The sequence below is a fragment of the Lujinxingia litoralis genome (assembly GCF_003260125.1).
Lineage (GTDB): Bacteria > Myxococcota_A > Bradymonadia > Bradymonadales > Bradymonadaceae > Lujinxingia > Lujinxingia litoralis.
The window spans coordinates 154,046-170,079 of the sequence record NZ_QHKO01000007.1 but is presented as its reverse complement, the minus strand read 5'-3'; the positions used below and the strand labels follow the sequence as shown (position 1 = coordinate 170,079).

Sequence of the window (16,034 nt, the reverse complement as noted above, 5' to 3'; positions counted from 1 at the left end):
GCGCGAAGTGGTGAGCCGTAACAAGCCCACCCTAGCGCATCATCGCGCACAAAGCATGTCATGACCGGGAGTCACATGACCGGGAGTCACATGACCGGGAGTCACATGACCGGGAGTCGCATGACCGGGAGTCGCATGACCGGGAGTCACATGACCGGGAGTCACATGACCGGGAGTCACATGACCGGGAGTCACATGACCGGGAGTCGCATGACCGGGAGTCACATGACCGGGAGTCCCTTCCCTACTTTTTCACTTTCTCCGACGGCACCCAGGGCTCCACCCCTTCGGGAGCCGGTCCGCATGGATGCAGTCCGACCTGATGCCAGACCCGAAACGACTGGAAATTATCGTCGATGGTCAGCAGCACGCGGTCGCGCAACGCTGGCATGTCAGTCCAGAGCCCTTGAGGTTCGGGAACGTCTTCATCGCGGAGGAGCTTAAGCTGGCGATCTGCCATCTCTTCGAGGATACGAAACTCGTTGTCCATAAAGCCGAACCAGTCGTTGAGCTGTCGGCGAAATGAACGCTCTCGCAACACCGCGCTATCCACGCGCTCGGCAACGCTGCGATGGCGTGAGCGAAACGCGGTAGCCGTCTCGCGCACCTGATCGACACTTTTAGGATCGGCGCCCAGAACATGGTCTTCCATAAAGCGCTCACGAGCCTGATACTCCTCGGCCATGAGGGTAACCTCATCAATGATCCCACGACAGACCGGATCATTTGTCACCGCGAGCACCTCCTCCTCGCCCGCCTCAACCTTGATATTAGGCCTAAACAGGGTGTCTGTATTGGTGACCATCCACCAGGCCACAAACCCCAGAACCGCCAGAATCACCAGACTGAGCACACCGGTTCGCAAGAGCCGGCGGTGCTCCTCGGCCCGGAGTTCATCAAGGGCAGCGTCAACATCGACGTCTTCAACATCGACCGGCGAGCGCTCCTGGTTATCGTCGTTCTGCATCAGACCTCTCCGCGACCGCGACACACGGCCGGATGTACCTCCTAAAAACCCAACCTACGCGCTACCAACATGACGGCTGCCCGCCATCTTCCGGCAGCGCTCACCGTCATCACCCTCAGAGTAGCCCGAGTCGCCCCGGTTGTCAGGCGCCGGCAGGCGTGCTATCGGAGCCTGCTCTCTGGCCCCGGTATTTCAGGACCGTGCTGCCTACCCTCGTCGCTCGAATAATCAGCCCGGGGAGGCCGTTGTATCCGGCGCGGGCCAGAATCTTAGACGCAGGCACTACTTGAGGCGGGCCCGGCAGCGACATGCTCCCCAACCTCGTAACCGATAGGACGCCCCTTGAACACTACGATTTTCCTCCAACGTCACCTTGATGCCACCGACGAGGAGATCCCCCGGTTGATCGAAATGGCGACCGCGGCGCTCTCCAACAGCACGGATTATCCTGGCGGCTCCGGAAACGAGGAGCGCCTGTGGCGCTACCTCCAGTACCCCTATTACCTGGGCCTCTTCGCCCAGCGGGTGGTGGCCGCCGAGGGCATCTCACCGCACGTGAAAGAAAAACTCAGCCACGCGGTGCTCCAGATCAACATGCATCTGGAGCAGGGGCAGGAGCCTGGGCCGGGCATCTTTCAGCTCTCGGCCTGGCTGGCCGGTGCCGGGCTCTTGAGCCACGACGATTACCTGGGGCTGCGCAAGGGACTTATCTGGCTGCCGCGTCTGACCGACAACTACGTCGAAGATGCCTCGCTTATCATGCCGGCCTGTGATGGCATTTTCCGCGACCCGCAGATTCGTCGCGAGCAGATGATTGAGCTCGTGCTGATGATCCTGACCGCGAAAGAAGCCATCGGCGACCAGGGGCGAGTGATCTTCGATCATCTGATGCAACTCAACGCGCTCAACAAGAGTCTCAAGCGCGAGGTCTGTCAGATTGTTGTCGAGCACGCCATTCCCTTCCCCCGTGGCGAGTATCAGCACCCGATTGAGACCACTGCCCAAGAGCAGGATCGACTCAGCATTCGCTTCCTTCCCGGCGGTGTGCGTCGTCTCTCGGTAGTCTGGCTGGCCCGCCTGGGTAAAGACTCCATGGAACTGCTCAAGCGCCTGCTCAAGCCCAATACGGTCCGCGGCCACGGCGGCGACCAGGTTGCCAGCGGTGCGCTCGACCTGCTCGACGAGCAGTGGAAAGACATCCCCGAGGAGACTCGTCTGGGACTTCTGCGCAAAGCCGCCGACCTGCCGGACACCGCCGTGCGCAAACGGGCCTATATCCTGGGCGAGAAGTACCTCGGACTGGACTTCTTGCGTCAGGCGCTTGATGACAAAGCCAAGAGCCTTCGAGAGTGGGCCGAGGATCGACTGGAGCGCCGGGAACGTGGCGAGGTGGCCACCGAAGAGGACCTGGCTGCCGAGTTGATGGAAGAGCTTGAGGAAGACGAAGATTAATCTGCAGAGCCCCTGTCTCGCCCCTATCCCGAGCGGGGGCTCGTCTCGTTTTGTCCGGCTCTGGAGATTGCGATGCCTACCTGGAGCGTGCGGGCCGATCGCCGCAACGTCGATCTGAGCCACCTTCAATCTGAGTTAAACGCCCTGGGAGCTACGGTACAGGGGCTCCGGGTGGAGACCGCCGAGGCTGCGCACTTCTGGAACGCCCCCGACCAGGGGGCGTTTCGTGATTTTGTGGCAGTCGGCAGCATCTCGCACTCCGAGCTCCGTGCGCTGGAGATCGTCGCTGAAGAGCTGATCGGTGAGTTTGGCTGGACCATCGACTTTACGCGCCACGATGAGACAGGGCTGTAGGCCCGCGATTCCGCGCGCACTGCCCAGATCTGCCTTTTCGCCGGGAAAAAGAGGCAGGGGAGAAAAAGCATGAAGGAAGAGCTTGGAGAGCTGAACGCATACCAGAAGCCCGAGCCCAATCTGGAAGTCAGGACTCGGGAGGGCTGGCAGGCGTATCTGGGGGATGAAGTCCCGTCCCCAGGAGAAGCTGTAGCGATCCTACATCCACAACATGAGCGCGTTTACGCAGCAGTGGTCCGCCACCTGGGGGCTCGTCGTGTAGAACTATGGGCTCCGTACTGGCCAAGCTGGGTGGAGGCGGGACTAGCCGTTGAGCGAAGCTACCAGACATCGGCGATTAACCTGACTCCCGGTCAGGGGACTCCCGGTCAGGGGACTCCCGGTCACGCGATTGTGGTTCCCGAGTCGGAAGGCATCGCACGCATCTGGCCCTACGCTCCGACGCTAACCGAGCTTCAGGGCGAAAGACCACCGCTATTCCTGGGCCTCGACGCGGTGGATACTATCGCTCCGGTCGTACGCGGCGGACTCAATCTTGTCATCGATACGCAAGACTCCCCAGATCACCCATCGGCGCTCTTTACCTCTCTGGCCTCGCATATAAGGCGGGCGTTATCTGAGGAGTCACCGGAGCTCTATGTGCTGGATGCGGCCTCCGTATTTTCCGACGCTCACACTCTCATTGCCCCAGGCAAGACCCCGGATCAGCAAGTCAGCGCGTTACGGGTTGCAGTAGCTCTCGGAGCAGCTCAACGAGGCCGGCACGCGGAAGTACTCAACGTTCTTTGCCTTCCAGTCTTACAGGAGTTCCGACAGGTATCCGCCCCCCAAGAGGCCGCTACTCAGTGGGGGCTACGAGAGCTCGTTGAGTTGCTCAACACCCACCTGGCCTCTACCCATTCGACCAGGCAGACTACATTGCTCTACCTCGGAATTCCGCCCCACCTGGGAGGACTTGCAGAGATCATTGAAACGCTCTGCCTTGGTGAGGTTGATGCTCAACTCGTTATCACCCCGGAAGGTCGTTTCAACCCAGAACGATCTGTATCACGAGCCGATATCAGCGATGCGCAACAGGAGAAGCAACAGCAATCCCTTTCCATGCTTGCGCGTAGTTCAAGCGCGCTCGATCGCGCTGACCTTTTCGGCGAATCTGAACTCAGTTCATCAGAGCGAGACGACATCAATCAAGCCAACATGCTCAAAGTAGATCTCCGTTCAGCTCTCGCATCAATGTAGCAGGAACAGACCGACTTGCCTGCTCTATAGACAAAGGACCGGGAGTTAAATGCCCCGGAGTCCATCGTTCGAAAAGATGTTCGACACTATAAGGTATCGTCTATCATTTGTCCGAGTCTTTGAAGTTCGAAGGCCGGCCCGGCCTTCTTTGCTTGTTAGTGTTCAAGCGCTTTCTAAACTGCGATCGCCAGTTTATCTGCACAGGCCCTATCACTAGCAAACCGGCCCCTCCCTGGGCTGGTATTGCTCCGGCCAGACACCATAACCATCAGGCCGGCAGCTTAACTAAGTGCGCCCGCAATCTATTGAGTCCAGACTCACACTTAATACTATCTCGGCCCGAACGTCTTCTTCAACTACGCCGAGTTGACTCCAATCAATGCCCGTTGTCGCTCGCCTGATTTCTGTACCCGTATCTTTGCGATTCGCACAATCTGAATGGATGGCGCATCACTGGGCGTTTTCCTGCACTTTACTGGACCATGACGCCTAAGCCAGATCGTCCCCGGCGGAAAGATACACCGTGCTTTCCCGCGTTTCCAACGCCGCCGCTGCTGCGCATAGTCTTCATAAAATGCCTTTCTCGCTTTCCTCGCCCGTTTCAACAGAACGGGATCCAACGTCGCGAACTCGGGATTTACTTTAGAATCACTATCCGGCGTACCGGGCGCCGAGAAAGAATCTGTCATCAACACTTTGTCGACACCGAGAAAAGGCGGCCAATTATCTCTGACGCGTTCGGCATGAATTTCGGTCTCGGCGCGTGCAATCAGCCGCTCATAATGCGCAATCGTCTCTTCTAGTGGCCACTCTTCATACCCTGGAGGCGGTTGGGGCGTAAAATCGATGAACTCCGGCGACTCATCACCATAGTAGTTTGAAGGCCGGTACACACGAATGGTCTTTCCCCAATCACGGGGCCTAATCATATAACCCGGCCACTCATCCACGCGAGACACCAGCCCTGCTCGCACCGGATTAGCCCAAGTGTACACGAGCATTCGCTCGATCGCGTTTGTATCAAGAAGCACACAGTCGCCATACGTTCCAGACTCCCAGAAGTGCCCTTTCCGCCCGAGGTCTTTGTTTCTCGCGCGAGCGATACTGGCCAATGCATCACGCGCCATCTCGCTCCGTTCTCCAGTTTCGTCAGTAAACACGGCATGGAAGTGGTTCGACATGGCCATCGCCGCATGTAGTTTCTGGCCGTGCCGAAGTGCCGCGCGAGCGAGATCGTAGGCCATCGCGTCGTTAATAAACTTGTCAGGTCGGAGAAAATAGCGGCGCTCAGATGTACGACGAGTAAACAAAACAACCTGGCCGGCGAGGTGTTGGCGAGGACGGGTCATCAAGTCGCTCCTGGGTGCGAGACGATTCAACTCGTTGCCCTCCTATTGTCGCGTGTTTGTCCCAGATGTTGCTGATGTGCGCTCAAAAAGTTGCTCGCACTGACCGGGAGTCCCCTGACCGGGAGTCCCCTGACCGGGAGTCCCCTGGCCGGGAGTCCCCTGGCCGGGAGTCCCCTGACCAGGTTTTGAGAAATACTCCTCGTCGAATACAAAAAAGCCCCGTAGCTCAAGGGCTGACGGGGCTTTGTACTACGCGGAATTAAACAGGCTGTTCCGCCTGCCTACACGACTTAAACTCAGGCAGCAGCCGTCTTCTCATCGTTGTAAAGACTGTTGAGCAACTCTCCGTAACGCGCCAACACCACTCGACGCTTCACGCTGAGTTTCGGCGTAAGCATATCGTTCTCCGCACTGAACTCTTCTTCGATCAACGCAAAGCGTTTCGGCCGCTCATAGCCCTTGAGCGTCGAGCTGACCCGCTCGATCTCTTTGCGATAGAGCTCCTTGACCTTTGGATGGGTCAAGAGTTCATCGCGCGATACCCCATTATTATCTGCCCAGGTGCCCAGGTTCTCCAGGTCGACCACAATCAACGCCACATTGTAGGCCTTGTTCGTGCCCTCCACCATCACCTGGTTGACATAGGGGGAGAGCTTGAGCTGCTCCTCAATCGGACCGGGTACAACGTACTTACCGTTCTCCAGCTTGTACTGTTCTTTGACCCGTCCGAGAATCCAGACGTAGCCATCTTCATCCACGCGGCCCAGATCGCCGGTGTGGAAGGTTCCGTCTTCATCGAGCACCTTGGCAGTCTGCTCGGGAAGGTTGTGGTAGCCCTTCATCACATTCGGCCCCTTCACACAGATTTCTCCGGTTCCCGAGGGGTATCCCTCCACGTCCGCAACCGTCACGGACACACCGGGAATCGGCCTTCCTACGCTGCCGATCTTGCGGTTGTCCGGATAGTTGCAGGTTGCAATCGGAGAAGTCTCAGTCAGGCCGTAACCCTCGTAGACCATGATATTGAGGTTATCAATAAAGCGTGCCACCTCGGGGCTAAGCGCGGCTCCTCCGCTGAAAGCGTACTTCAGGCGGCCCCCGAAGCGCTCGCGTACCTTGGAAAAGACCAGCTTATCGTAGAATTTGTTCATCATCGCGGTCAGCCCGCCCGACTCTCCGCGCTCACGTACGGCACGCAGTTCCTCGGAGTTCGCCATCCCTCTTGTAAAGAGGAGCTGCTTGATGCCACCGGCCGCCTCCATTTTCTGCTGCACCCCGTTATAGATGCGGTTAAAAATTCGCGGCACGGCAAAAAGCAGGGTCGGGCGGACCTCAGCAAGGTTCTCGATGATAGTGTTGACGTTCTCGGCAATCCCGAGCGCGGCTCCCATCGACAGGAGGCAATGCAACTCCACAACCTGCCCGAAACTATGTGCCCAGGGCAAAAAGGAGAGGCTCACATCGTCGGGGCCAATTTCCAGAAGTTGATGCACGCCATTTACGTTGCTCATAATGTTGCTATGGCTGAGCAGCACGCCTTTGGGATCACCGGTCGTACCCGATGTGTAGATAAACCCACAGATGTCGTCCTCCTGCGGATAGACGACTTCAGCCGGATTTTTGGCCCCGTGATCGAGCAGGGTCTGAAAACTGTCCTCGGAATCCCGCGGCCCGTCGCAATAAATCACACGCTCCAGGGTATCGAGCTCGTCGAGCAGCGGCTTGACCTGGTCGTAGATCATCTGATTGGCGACCAGAACCACCTTCGCCCCACTGTCACGCAGGATGTAGGTCCAGTCCTTGACCAGCTGGGCCTCGTACATCGGGCAGTAGCGCCCGCCCAGGCTATAGGTCGCATAAGCCCCCACGGCCCATTCCACACGGTTATTGGCGATGACCGCCACCGTATCACCTTTCTGGACGCCCATATCGGCCAACGCCCCGCGGAACTGCTCGACCTGAACGCCGAACTCCCCGTAGGTCATCCATTTATAGGCCCCTCCGGTCTTGGTGCCGAAGAGCGGTGACGACTTATAGGTCGACACGCTGTGCTCCAAAATCTCCACGAGGTTCTTGAACTCTTTGGCCATCGATCACTCCAGGTTCGTAAGGCGTGTTAGCACTCGACGCTCTCGGCAAGGTCACTACCGCAGCGTGCGTGGCCAACAGCGACCACGGCTTGTTGATTTTAACCGTTCGACAAACAGCTCTTGACGCGCCAATCTAGCCCGCCTGACGCAGGCGTGCAAGGCATCCCCGAGATGCTCAGCCGCTTGTAAACCGTGGCCCACAGCGTACCCCATCATGACTGAATCTCAACGCCTTGACCGACTTTCGAGTGACTCCACTGTACGGACCCGTGGAAGACTCGTGCAACAAAAAGATACGTGGCGCCTGCGTAACCTGCACTGCGAGTACGAAGTCGATTTCGCGACCGGGAGTCACCTGACCGGGAGTCACCTGACCGGGAGTCACCTGACCGGGAGTCACCTGACCGGGAGTCGCCTGACCGGGAGTCACCTGACCGGGAGTCCCCCGACCGACGACGACAATCACGCCCTGGTCGAGCTCTGTGGCTTGCGCGAGGGCAACCAAATTCGCGTCACATCCTGGAAGGTCATCACCCGCCCCACCATCGCGTCAACCCGACTCTCGCGCCAACGCACAACCTCGCTTGGTCGCGCCCTCAACGCCCGCGCGACCTTCAACCAACGCGCCCGCCACTTCTTCTTCACGCACGACTTCCTGGAGGTCGAAACCCCCGCCTGGGTTCGCGCCCCGGGAACCGACGTGCACCTCTCCCCGCTCGCCGCCCCTCTCCACCTGGAGGGCCCCCACCGGAGTTCCCCGGGCTTCTTACATACTTCGCCCGAACTCAGCATGAAGCGCCTCCTCTGCGAGGGCGCCGAGCGCATCTACCAGCTCACCCACGTCTGGCGCGATGGCGAAGTCACCCCTCGCCATAACCCCGAATTCAGCCTCCTGGAGTGGTACCGCGCCTGGGAGCCCCTGGATGCCATCATCGCCGACGTCGAAGCCCTGGTCCGACAGACCCTCGACGAGCACAGCGCGCGCCCCATCACCTCGCCCATTCACCGCATCACCATGCAGGAACTCGTTGACCAGGCCTGCGGCTTCGACATCCTGGAGCACCTGGATTTTGAGTCGCTTCGCACGGTGGTTCACCGCCTTAATCTTCTGCCGCCCCACCTGACCGCCGTCCGGCAATGGGACGAGCTCTTCTTCGCCCTGGTCGTCGAACATATCGACCCTCTCCTGGAGACCCTGGGCGCCGTCTTCGTCACCGACTGGCCCGCCCCGCTGGCCGTACTTGCCAGGCGCTCCGAAACGGACCCCCGCACTGCCCAGCGCTTTGAGCTCTATGTCGACGGCGTCGAACTTGCCAACGGTTTCGGAGAACTCACCGACCCGGTCGAACAACGTCGGCGCTTCGCCGAAGATCAGGCCGCTCGCCGTGCCCGCGGCCTGCCGGCACTGCCCATGCCGGACGCCTTCCTGGAAGCCCTCGAATACGGAATGCCACCCTCTTCCGGCGTAGCCCTGGGCGTAGATCGCCTGCTGATGCTTAAGCTCGGCACCCGCTCCATTCGCGACGTCGCGCCCTTCTCCCTGTGGCGAAATAGCGCTGGCGAACTCGTGGACTGGCCTTAAGTTTGCGCTCCCTGCAGGCAGTTGCATTGTCGTATCGGCACCACTAAAGTGCCGCCGCCCGCAGCCTTTGGCGCGGGCGCCTTCCTTGTATTTCCCCCAGAACAACCTGGCCTAACCCGTACCACCGAGAGCACACGATGAGTGAGTTGCCCGAAGAGCTCAAAGCCTGGCCCTACCGCGAAGCCCAGAAAATTGTGGAGCGCGATGAAAAAAAACCTGCCAGCGACGACTCCGGCGATAAACCCACGCTCTTTGAAACCGGCTTCGGTCCCAGCGGTCTGCCGCATATCGGCACCTTCGCCGAGGTCGCTCGCACCACCTGGGTGCGCAAGGCCTACGAGCACCTGACCGGACGCCCCACTCGCCTGGTCGCCTTCAGCGACGACCTCGACGGGCTGCGCAAAGTGCCGCAGAACGTGCCCAACCAGGAGTTGGTCGCCTCGCACCTGGGCAAGCCGCTATGCGATATCCCCGATCCCTACGGTGAGGAAGACAGCTTCTCGGGCTACATGAACGCCCGGCTGCGCGGGTTTCTCGACAGCTTCGGTTTTGAGTACGACTTCGTCTCATCGAGCCAGCAGTACCGCAGCGGCGTCTTCAACCCCGGCCTGACTCGCATCCTGGAGTGCTACGACGAAGTTCGCCAGGTCATCACGCCGACGCTTAGCAAGGACAAGCGCGAGGACTGGAGCCCCTTCTTTCCCATCTGTCGCCAGTGCGGAAAGGTCTACACCACCCGCATCACCGCGGTGAACCCGGAGGCCGGCACCGTCTCCTATGCCTGCGACAAATCCTTCCGCGGCATTGAGTCCTGCGGCAACCACGACACCGTCCCGGTGACCGATGGCAACGTCAAAGTAGGTTGGAAAGTCGACTGGGCGATGCGCTGGTACGTGCTTGGCGTTGACTACGAAATGTACGGCAAAGATCTGATCGAGTCGGCAACCCTCTCCTCGAAGATCGTGCGGGTGCTCGGCGGCGAGCCCCCCGCCGGCATGTTCTATGAGCTCTTTCTGGATGAAAATGGCGCCAAGATCTCCAAGAGCGTGGGCAGCGGTCTGACTATCGACGAGTGGCTGCAATACGGCACGCTGGAGAGCTTGAGCTGGTTCATCTTCCAGAACCCGGTCAAAGCCAAAAAACTCCATTTTGACGTCATCCCCCGCTCCACCGACGACCATCTGCAGGCCCGTCACAACTTCGGCCTGACCGACGATGAGAACGACCGGCTCAACAACCCCATCACCTTCATCGAATACGATAAACTCGATGCCGGCGAGGCGGTGGGCTTTGAAAGCGACCTGACCTACTCCATGATTCTTAACCTGGTCAGCGTCCTGAACACCGACGACAAAGACATCATCTGGGACTACCTGCGCCGCTACGACGCCCATTCCAAAGACGACGAAGCGATCATTGACGACATGATCGAGCGCGCCGGGCGCTACTACCGGGACTTCATCGTTCCGACCAAAGAGTACGAGCTCCCGGGCGACGAGATGATGCCCAGCCTGGAACAGCTTCGCGAGTTCCTGGTCAACTATCAGGGCAGCGATCCCGAGGAGCTCCAATCAGCGACCTACTCCGCCGGTAAAGATCACGGCGTGGCGCTGGGTAAGTGGTTTCGCGCCATGTATCGCATGCTTATCGGACAGGATCGTGGGCCTCGCCTGGGCACCTTCATCCATCTCTACGGCGTAAAAGAGACGGTGGCTCTTATCGACGAGCGTATCGCTCAGAAGAAAGCCCAACAGGCGCCATGAAGTCATGCTGCCCCCGATGATACGCAGAATCCCGGGCAACCCGACATTCGTAATACCGGTCACATGGCCCCTGACTCCCGGACACCTTGACCGGGAGTCTTTTTACCGGGAGTTTCCTGACTCCCGGACACCTTGACCGGGAGTCTTTTTACCGGGAGTTTCCTGACTCCCGGACACCTTGACCGGGAGTCTTTTTACCGGGAGTTTCCTGACTCCCGGACACCTTGACCGGGAGTCTTTTTAGAACGGGAGTTTCCTGACTCCCGGTCATGTTGACCTGACTCCCGGTTGCACGGGCCGGGAGTCTTTTGGTCCCAAAAACCTTCGGACCGAAAGCCATCCAGCCGCACCCTTTGCGCCCCATCCTACAGGTCGAACCATGAGCAGTGACGATAAGATCGTGCAGCTGAAAACGCCCTCCTCCGCGCCCGCGATTGCCCGAGCCCTCATCGCACGACAGGACTCTTCTCTGGGCCCGGGAAATCCCGTGGAGCAGATTCAGGCCATCCTGGACCGCCCCGATGCCGAAGGCTTCATCCCCTCGCTCAACCCGCACAGCCTCTTCCGGCTGATCAAAGAAGCGGGCTTTGATCAGGGCGTCGACCTGGTCCCCTACGCCAGCCCCGAACAACTTCAGGTTATCATCGACCTGGATTGCTGGGAGGGCGACCACTTAGTCGGCAAGAGAATGGCCACCTGGATGGCCGTGCTGGTCGCCGAGTCCGACGATCATCACCTTAAAAAAGTCATCCGCGAGCTCGATCCGGAGGTTATCAGCCTCTTTTTCAAAGAGCACATCCTGGCCGTCGAGGTGCTCGACCCCGATGAAGGCATCCCCGATCATCTCCCGGACAATGTGGAATTGAGCCCGGATAACGCCTACGCGCTGGTCTATACCGATGACGAAGACATCGCCGCGCTGATGCGCGCCACTGTCAAGCGCCTCTACGAGGTGGATCCGGCCATGGCCTGGACCCTCTTTGAAGCCGTGCGCTGGGAGTTGACCTCGCAGATGGAGGAGATGGCCCTGCAGTGGCGCACCAGCCGCCTGGAGGAGTTTGGCTACGTGGCCCGCACCGAGGCGCTGGACGTGTATGCCTACCTCAACCCGGTTCGTTTTCGCGAGCGCTGGGACAAGGGGGAGCTTCAGGCCAAGGTCCATCTCACTCCCCCGGAGAGCCTGGAAGTACCGCAGGTGCTGGTCGACAACCTCGATGAGCGTCTTTTCTTCTTCAAGATCGTCGATCAACTCGACGACGAAGCCCTCATGGAGCGGATCGCCGCCGAACTTACCGCGCTCAACAACCGGACCATGATCGCCGACGGCATCGAACCCGGCGAAATCGAAACCGGCCGCGAAGTCGTTCGCCGCACCGGTGGCTATCTGAGTCTGGGACTGGAGTTTGTCTCGCGCAGTGACACGGATCGCGCGGGGCGCGCGCTTCACAGCGTGCCCCTGCGTCAGCTCTTTCAGGTTGGCTACTCCCTGACCCGCAACCTCCAACTCAAGGCCGCACAGCTGGCGCAACGCCCCACGCTCACCCTGGTCGAGGAGCTCCCCTATTCGCTCCTCAACCCCGATGAGGAGGCGCTCTTCGAAGGCCTGAACGCAGTGCGCCCGACCTACGCCGCCGATCGCGACACCTTCGATATCTTCCACACGCAGCCCCAGATCGATCAGGCCGCCCTGCGTATCGGCATGCTGGCGTTTAAGCAGCTCTGGCTCTTCGGGGTCACCCGTCACCGGGTCGAAGACCTGGCCGCCCTGCTCTACAACGACAAGATCGCCAACGAGCCCGACGAAGTAAGCTTCGACGCGTTCTTTGCCACCGCCCTGGCAACCCACCTGCTCACGGGCGAAACCTGGGTCCGAGGACTCCACGAAGACGAACTTCGCCTCCTCCCGCAGCGTCTGCGAGAACGCCCCTGGGGCGATGATCCCATCGGATATTTCGAACCAGTGATCGGGCCGATTTTGGTGGAACTCCCCCCGGCCACCAGCGGTCTGGCCACGCGCTGGTTGCGAGATATGCTGGCCCTGCTGGAGAGCGAACTCGCTCCGGTTACCGACTTCATCGGCATCGCTCCCTACACCGGGCTGGTGCTCGTAGCAGCCACCTGAGCCTCCCTGGCGCCCGGAGATTGGCGAATCTTATTTCCGATATGCTAGGGTGTAGGTGACTCTACGACGTTTCACCGACACCCTCGTCCCTCTACGCGGAAGGGAGATAGCCCATGCGTGCGCTCTTCGTCGCCCTGGTTGCCCTGGTCATGATGGTCTACCTCCCCGCCGCCAGCGCCGGGGAGCTGAGCGGGCGTTTGGCCGACGGCTGGACGGACACGCCCATTGCAGGCGCGACCATCGAGGTGCTCGGACTGGGAGAGCGCACCACCACCGATGCCCACGGTCGCTGGACCTTCGACCTCCCGGAGGGCGTCTACGAACTCTCCATCGCAGCCCCCGTCTTTGGCGAAATCCACGCCAGCCGTCTGGTCCATCAACGCGTCCCCCAGGTACGGCCGGCCCGCGCTCACGTCTACACCTCCGAGTTCCATGACCGTGGCGCCACGGCGACAACCTTTCCCGTGGGACTTCCGAGCTTCTCCGGGCGCATCAACGATCCGGCAGGTCCGATGGAGCTCTGGCGCCTGCTGGGCAACAACCCCAGCCTGGCCAGCACCTTTTATGAAATCCCCCCCTCCCAACCTCCCATCATCCGGGTGGGTCGGCGCAGCGATCCCACCGGACGTCAGGGATGCACCGACGCGTCAAACCCGATCGTGGCCATCAACGAGATGACCCTTGATGAGTACGTCAAAGGCGTGCTCCCTCCTGAGATCGGCGTATTCCGCTCGTTGCCCGGCGCCAGCGAGGTCTACAAGGCCTTTGCCATCGCCGCGCGTAGCTACGGGCTCTGGTTCGTATTGCGCTACGGCCCGGGCAACCGCCGCGAACTCAATCGCGCACTTCCCCCTCATAACTACACCTGGTTTCATATCGACGACACCGCCTGCAACCAGCGCTACGACGACCAACGCCTGACGATCACCACGGACGCAGCCGAGGCCGTCAGCGAACTAATCATGGTGAAACGCGGCGAAACCAGCACCATCGACAAGTACGAATACGCGGCCAGCTGCGGACGCCACGGCTCGCGCCCGGCCTACCAGAGCGCCCTCGTCCCCGATCAGCCGCCGACCGACGCCTGCGCCGGGTCCTGGTGCGGCCACGGCAGCTGCGCCGCCCACGAGGACAACCCCAATGTCCCGGGCTCGGACCGCTGCCTGGTGCGGGGGATCTGCCAGTGGGGTGCGATCTCCTGGGCCGGACACGGCCGCGACTACACCTGGCTTTTGGTGCACTACCAGCCCAACACGGAACTGCGCACCCTGAGCGCTGCCAACAGCGATCCGGCAGTGCGCCTGACGGGCTACGTGTACGAAGATCCCGACAACATCATCGACAGCGTCATCGCCGGCGCCACCGTCACTCTGAGTGATGGCCAGCAGACCACCTCCGGCGCCAACGGCGTCTACACCTTTGAAGCCGTACTGCTCTCCGAAACCATGGTCACCATCGAAGCCACCGCGCCGGGGTATTTAAGCGCATCACGCGACAAAGATCTGGTGTCCGGCGTCACCAACTGGGGGAGCATTCGCCTGGAGCGTGACCCTTCTCCCAATCCGGAAGAACCCTCGGATGCCGGTGACTCCAACGACTCCGGCGATCCAGGCGATGTCGGGATCCCTTCCGACACCGAAACCTCTCCTGGCTCCGACTCCGATACGCCATCCCCCCGACCACCGGGGCCTACCCAGGAAGGTGAGATGAGTCTGCTCAGCGCCTCCACCGGCGTAAGCGGTGGTTGCCAGGCAATGCCGGGCTATCCGGGCATCCCGGCGCTCTTCGGTGCCCTGGGGTTCATGCTGGTCGCTCTCCGAAGACGCCTGACTCGCGCCAGCTAACACCAACATCAACAGCGTTGTTTGTATAAACTCCCCCTCATGCATTTGGCGCGGGCCGGGCCGAGGAGCGCAGTTGCGCTCACGCACCACGATATTTTCCCCGGACCGGGAGTCACCCGACCGGGAGTCACCTGACCGGGAGTCCCGGAACCCGGAGTTACTACGACCGGGAGTCCCGGAACCCGGAGTCCCGGAGTCCCGGAACCCGGAACCCGGAGTCACTACGACCGGGAGTCCCGGAACCCGGAGTCCCGGAACCCGGAGTTACTACGACCGGGAGTCCCGGAACCCGGAGTCCCGGAACCCGGAGTCACTACGACCGGGAGTCCCGGAACCCGGAGCCATCCTGACCGGGAGTCCCACCGACCGGGAGTCCCGGAACCCGGAGTCACCCTCCACACAAAAAAGCCCCCCGGCCGCATATCGCGACCGGGGGGCTTCAAAGAGTCACTCCGTCTCACCGAGGAGACGACTTCAGCTTTATCCCTTCACCGCGCACAACCCGGTTGTCCCCGCATCGCAGCTCGGGCAGATCGTTACCGGATACTGATAAACGTTCGAGGTCACCTTGTTCCCGGCAAAGGTCTCGCCTTCAAGCTGCACCGTGAGCACAAAGGTGATCTCGCGCGCTCCCGCCGACTCCACAAACGCGTAGAACTGCTCCAACTCGGAGTTCCCCTTGATCAGCGGAAGCTGCATGACAATCGAGCCGTCTCCACTCTCAGCAATCGCACTGAAGTCTCGATGCACCGGTTCAAAGTCCACGTCAGCGGCCGAATTACCAAAATCATTGAGCTCTGGAGGGACACTCACCGTAGCTCCGGTCACGAGCACCGAGTTCTGATCGAGGTAAAGCCCCTCAAACCCACCTGAGCCGCCACCACCGGTGGCGCCAACGTTGCGCGAGTCTGGCAGGCGATTGCGAAACGCAATCCCCAGATAGAACACATTGCGCGAATTGCTTTCGTACGTGTCGCCAATCAGCGGCTGGCCGAACTCTGCGAGTTCCGCACCCGCAATGGCACCTCTCGCAGAAAACGTGACAGCCGACTCATAGTCTCCCGGCATCTCACAAGCCGCGTCACCGGCGCTGGCGGTGGCCAGCACCCCTCCTTTTAGCTGCAGCGAGGCGTCCTGCTCCACGCAACCGCTCAGGCCAAATGCCAGCACCGCAGTGGCCATGCTTGCTACTTTGATGGGCGTCCTCATCATCCATCTCCTCGTATGGGCCTGGCGCACAGCGGCGCCAGCTAAAGGCATCGACCGGGGGGG

General features: G+C 60.5%; 11 protein-coding genes and 1 pseudogene. 8 read left to right on the top strand and 4 right to left on the bottom strand.

The window, feature by feature from the left end:
• Positions 1–60 precede the first annotated feature (60 nt).
• Positions 61–222 (top strand): annotated as a pseudogene (locus DL240_RS20965) (pentapeptide repeat-containing protein); the annotation flags it as partial.
• Between the two features lie 22 nt (positions 223–244).
• On the opposite strand, the gene DL240_RS20530 reads toward DL240_RS20965, so the two are convergent.
• A complete protein-coding gene (locus DL240_RS20530; protein ID WP_233497075.1) occupies positions 245–967 on the bottom strand; it encodes a hypothetical protein in 723 nt (240 codons plus the stop codon).
• A gap of 342 nt (positions 968–1,309) precedes the next feature.
• On the opposite strand from DL240_RS20530, the gene DL240_RS14915 reads away from it, so the two are divergent.
• From DL240_RS14915 to DL240_RS14905, 3 genes are all read left to right on the top strand, one after another.
• Entirely contained in the window at positions 1,310–2,419 is a 1,110-nt protein-coding gene (locus DL240_RS14915) for a hypothetical protein (RefSeq protein ID WP_111730692.1), read from the top strand.
• Between the two features lie 72 nt (positions 2,420–2,491).
• Positions 2,492–2,773, top strand: a complete 282-nt coding sequence (locus tag DL240_RS14910; protein WP_111730691.1) for a hypothetical protein — start codon at positions 2,492–2,494, stop codon at positions 2,771–2,773.
• A gap of 69 nt (positions 2,774–2,842) precedes the next feature.
• Positions 2,843–4,012 carry a hypothetical protein gene (locus tag DL240_RS14905; protein ID WP_111730690.1) on the top strand — a complete coding sequence of 390 codons (1,170 nt, stop codon included), beginning with the start codon at positions 2,843–2,845 and terminating at the stop codon, positions 4,010–4,012.
• A 356-nt stretch (positions 4,013–4,368) separates the two neighbouring features.
• Here DL240_RS14905 and DL240_RS19730 read toward each other — a convergent pair whose 3' ends face one another.
• Both DL240_RS19730 and DL240_RS14900 read right to left on the bottom strand, forming a co-directional pair.
• Entirely contained in the window at positions 4,369–5,361 is a 993-nt protein-coding gene (locus DL240_RS19730) for a hypothetical protein (protein WP_146618322.1), read from the bottom strand.
• A 296-nt stretch (positions 5,362–5,657) separates the two neighbouring features.
• Positions 5,658–7,451 carry an AMP-dependent synthetase/ligase gene (locus tag DL240_RS14900; protein ID WP_111730689.1) on the bottom strand — a complete coding sequence of 598 codons (1,794 nt, stop codon included), beginning with the start codon at positions 7,449–7,451 and terminating at the stop codon, positions 5,658–5,660.
• A 280-nt stretch (positions 7,452–7,731) separates the two neighbouring features.
• Here DL240_RS14900 and epmA point away from each other — a divergent pair, with 280 nt between their 5' ends.
• From epmA to DL240_RS14880, 4 genes are all read left to right on the top strand, one after another.
• Positions 7,732–9,033 (top strand): EF-P lysine aminoacylase EpmA, encoded by a 1,302-nt coding sequence (epmA, locus tag DL240_RS14895; protein ID WP_158542605.1) that lies wholly within the window; start codon positions 7,732–7,734, stop codon positions 9,031–9,033.
• Between the two features lie 137 nt (positions 9,034–9,170).
• Entirely contained in the window at positions 9,171–10,796 is a 1,626-nt protein-coding gene (locus DL240_RS14890) for a lysine--tRNA ligase (protein ID WP_111730687.1), read from the top strand.
• Positions 10,797–11,175: 379 nt separating this feature from the next.
• On the top strand, positions 11,176–12,918 hold the full coding sequence (locus tag DL240_RS14885) for a DUF6178 family protein (protein WP_111730686.1): 1,743 nt from the start codon (positions 11,176–11,178) through the stop codon (positions 12,916–12,918).
• Positions 12,919–13,031: 113 nt separating this feature from the next.
• Positions 13,032–14,762: a carboxypeptidase regulatory-like domain-containing protein gene (locus DL240_RS14880; RefSeq protein WP_111730685.1), complete on the top strand. Its 1,731-nt coding sequence runs from the start codon at positions 13,032–13,034 to the stop codon at positions 14,760–14,762.
• Between the two features lie 480 nt (positions 14,763–15,242).
• Here the strand turns inward: DL240_RS14880 and DL240_RS14870 are convergent, their stop codons facing one another.
• A complete protein-coding gene (locus DL240_RS14870; protein ID WP_146618321.1) occupies positions 15,243–15,974 on the bottom strand; it encodes a hypothetical protein in 732 nt (243 codons plus the stop codon).
• Between the last annotated feature and the right edge of the window lie 60 nt (positions 15,975–16,034).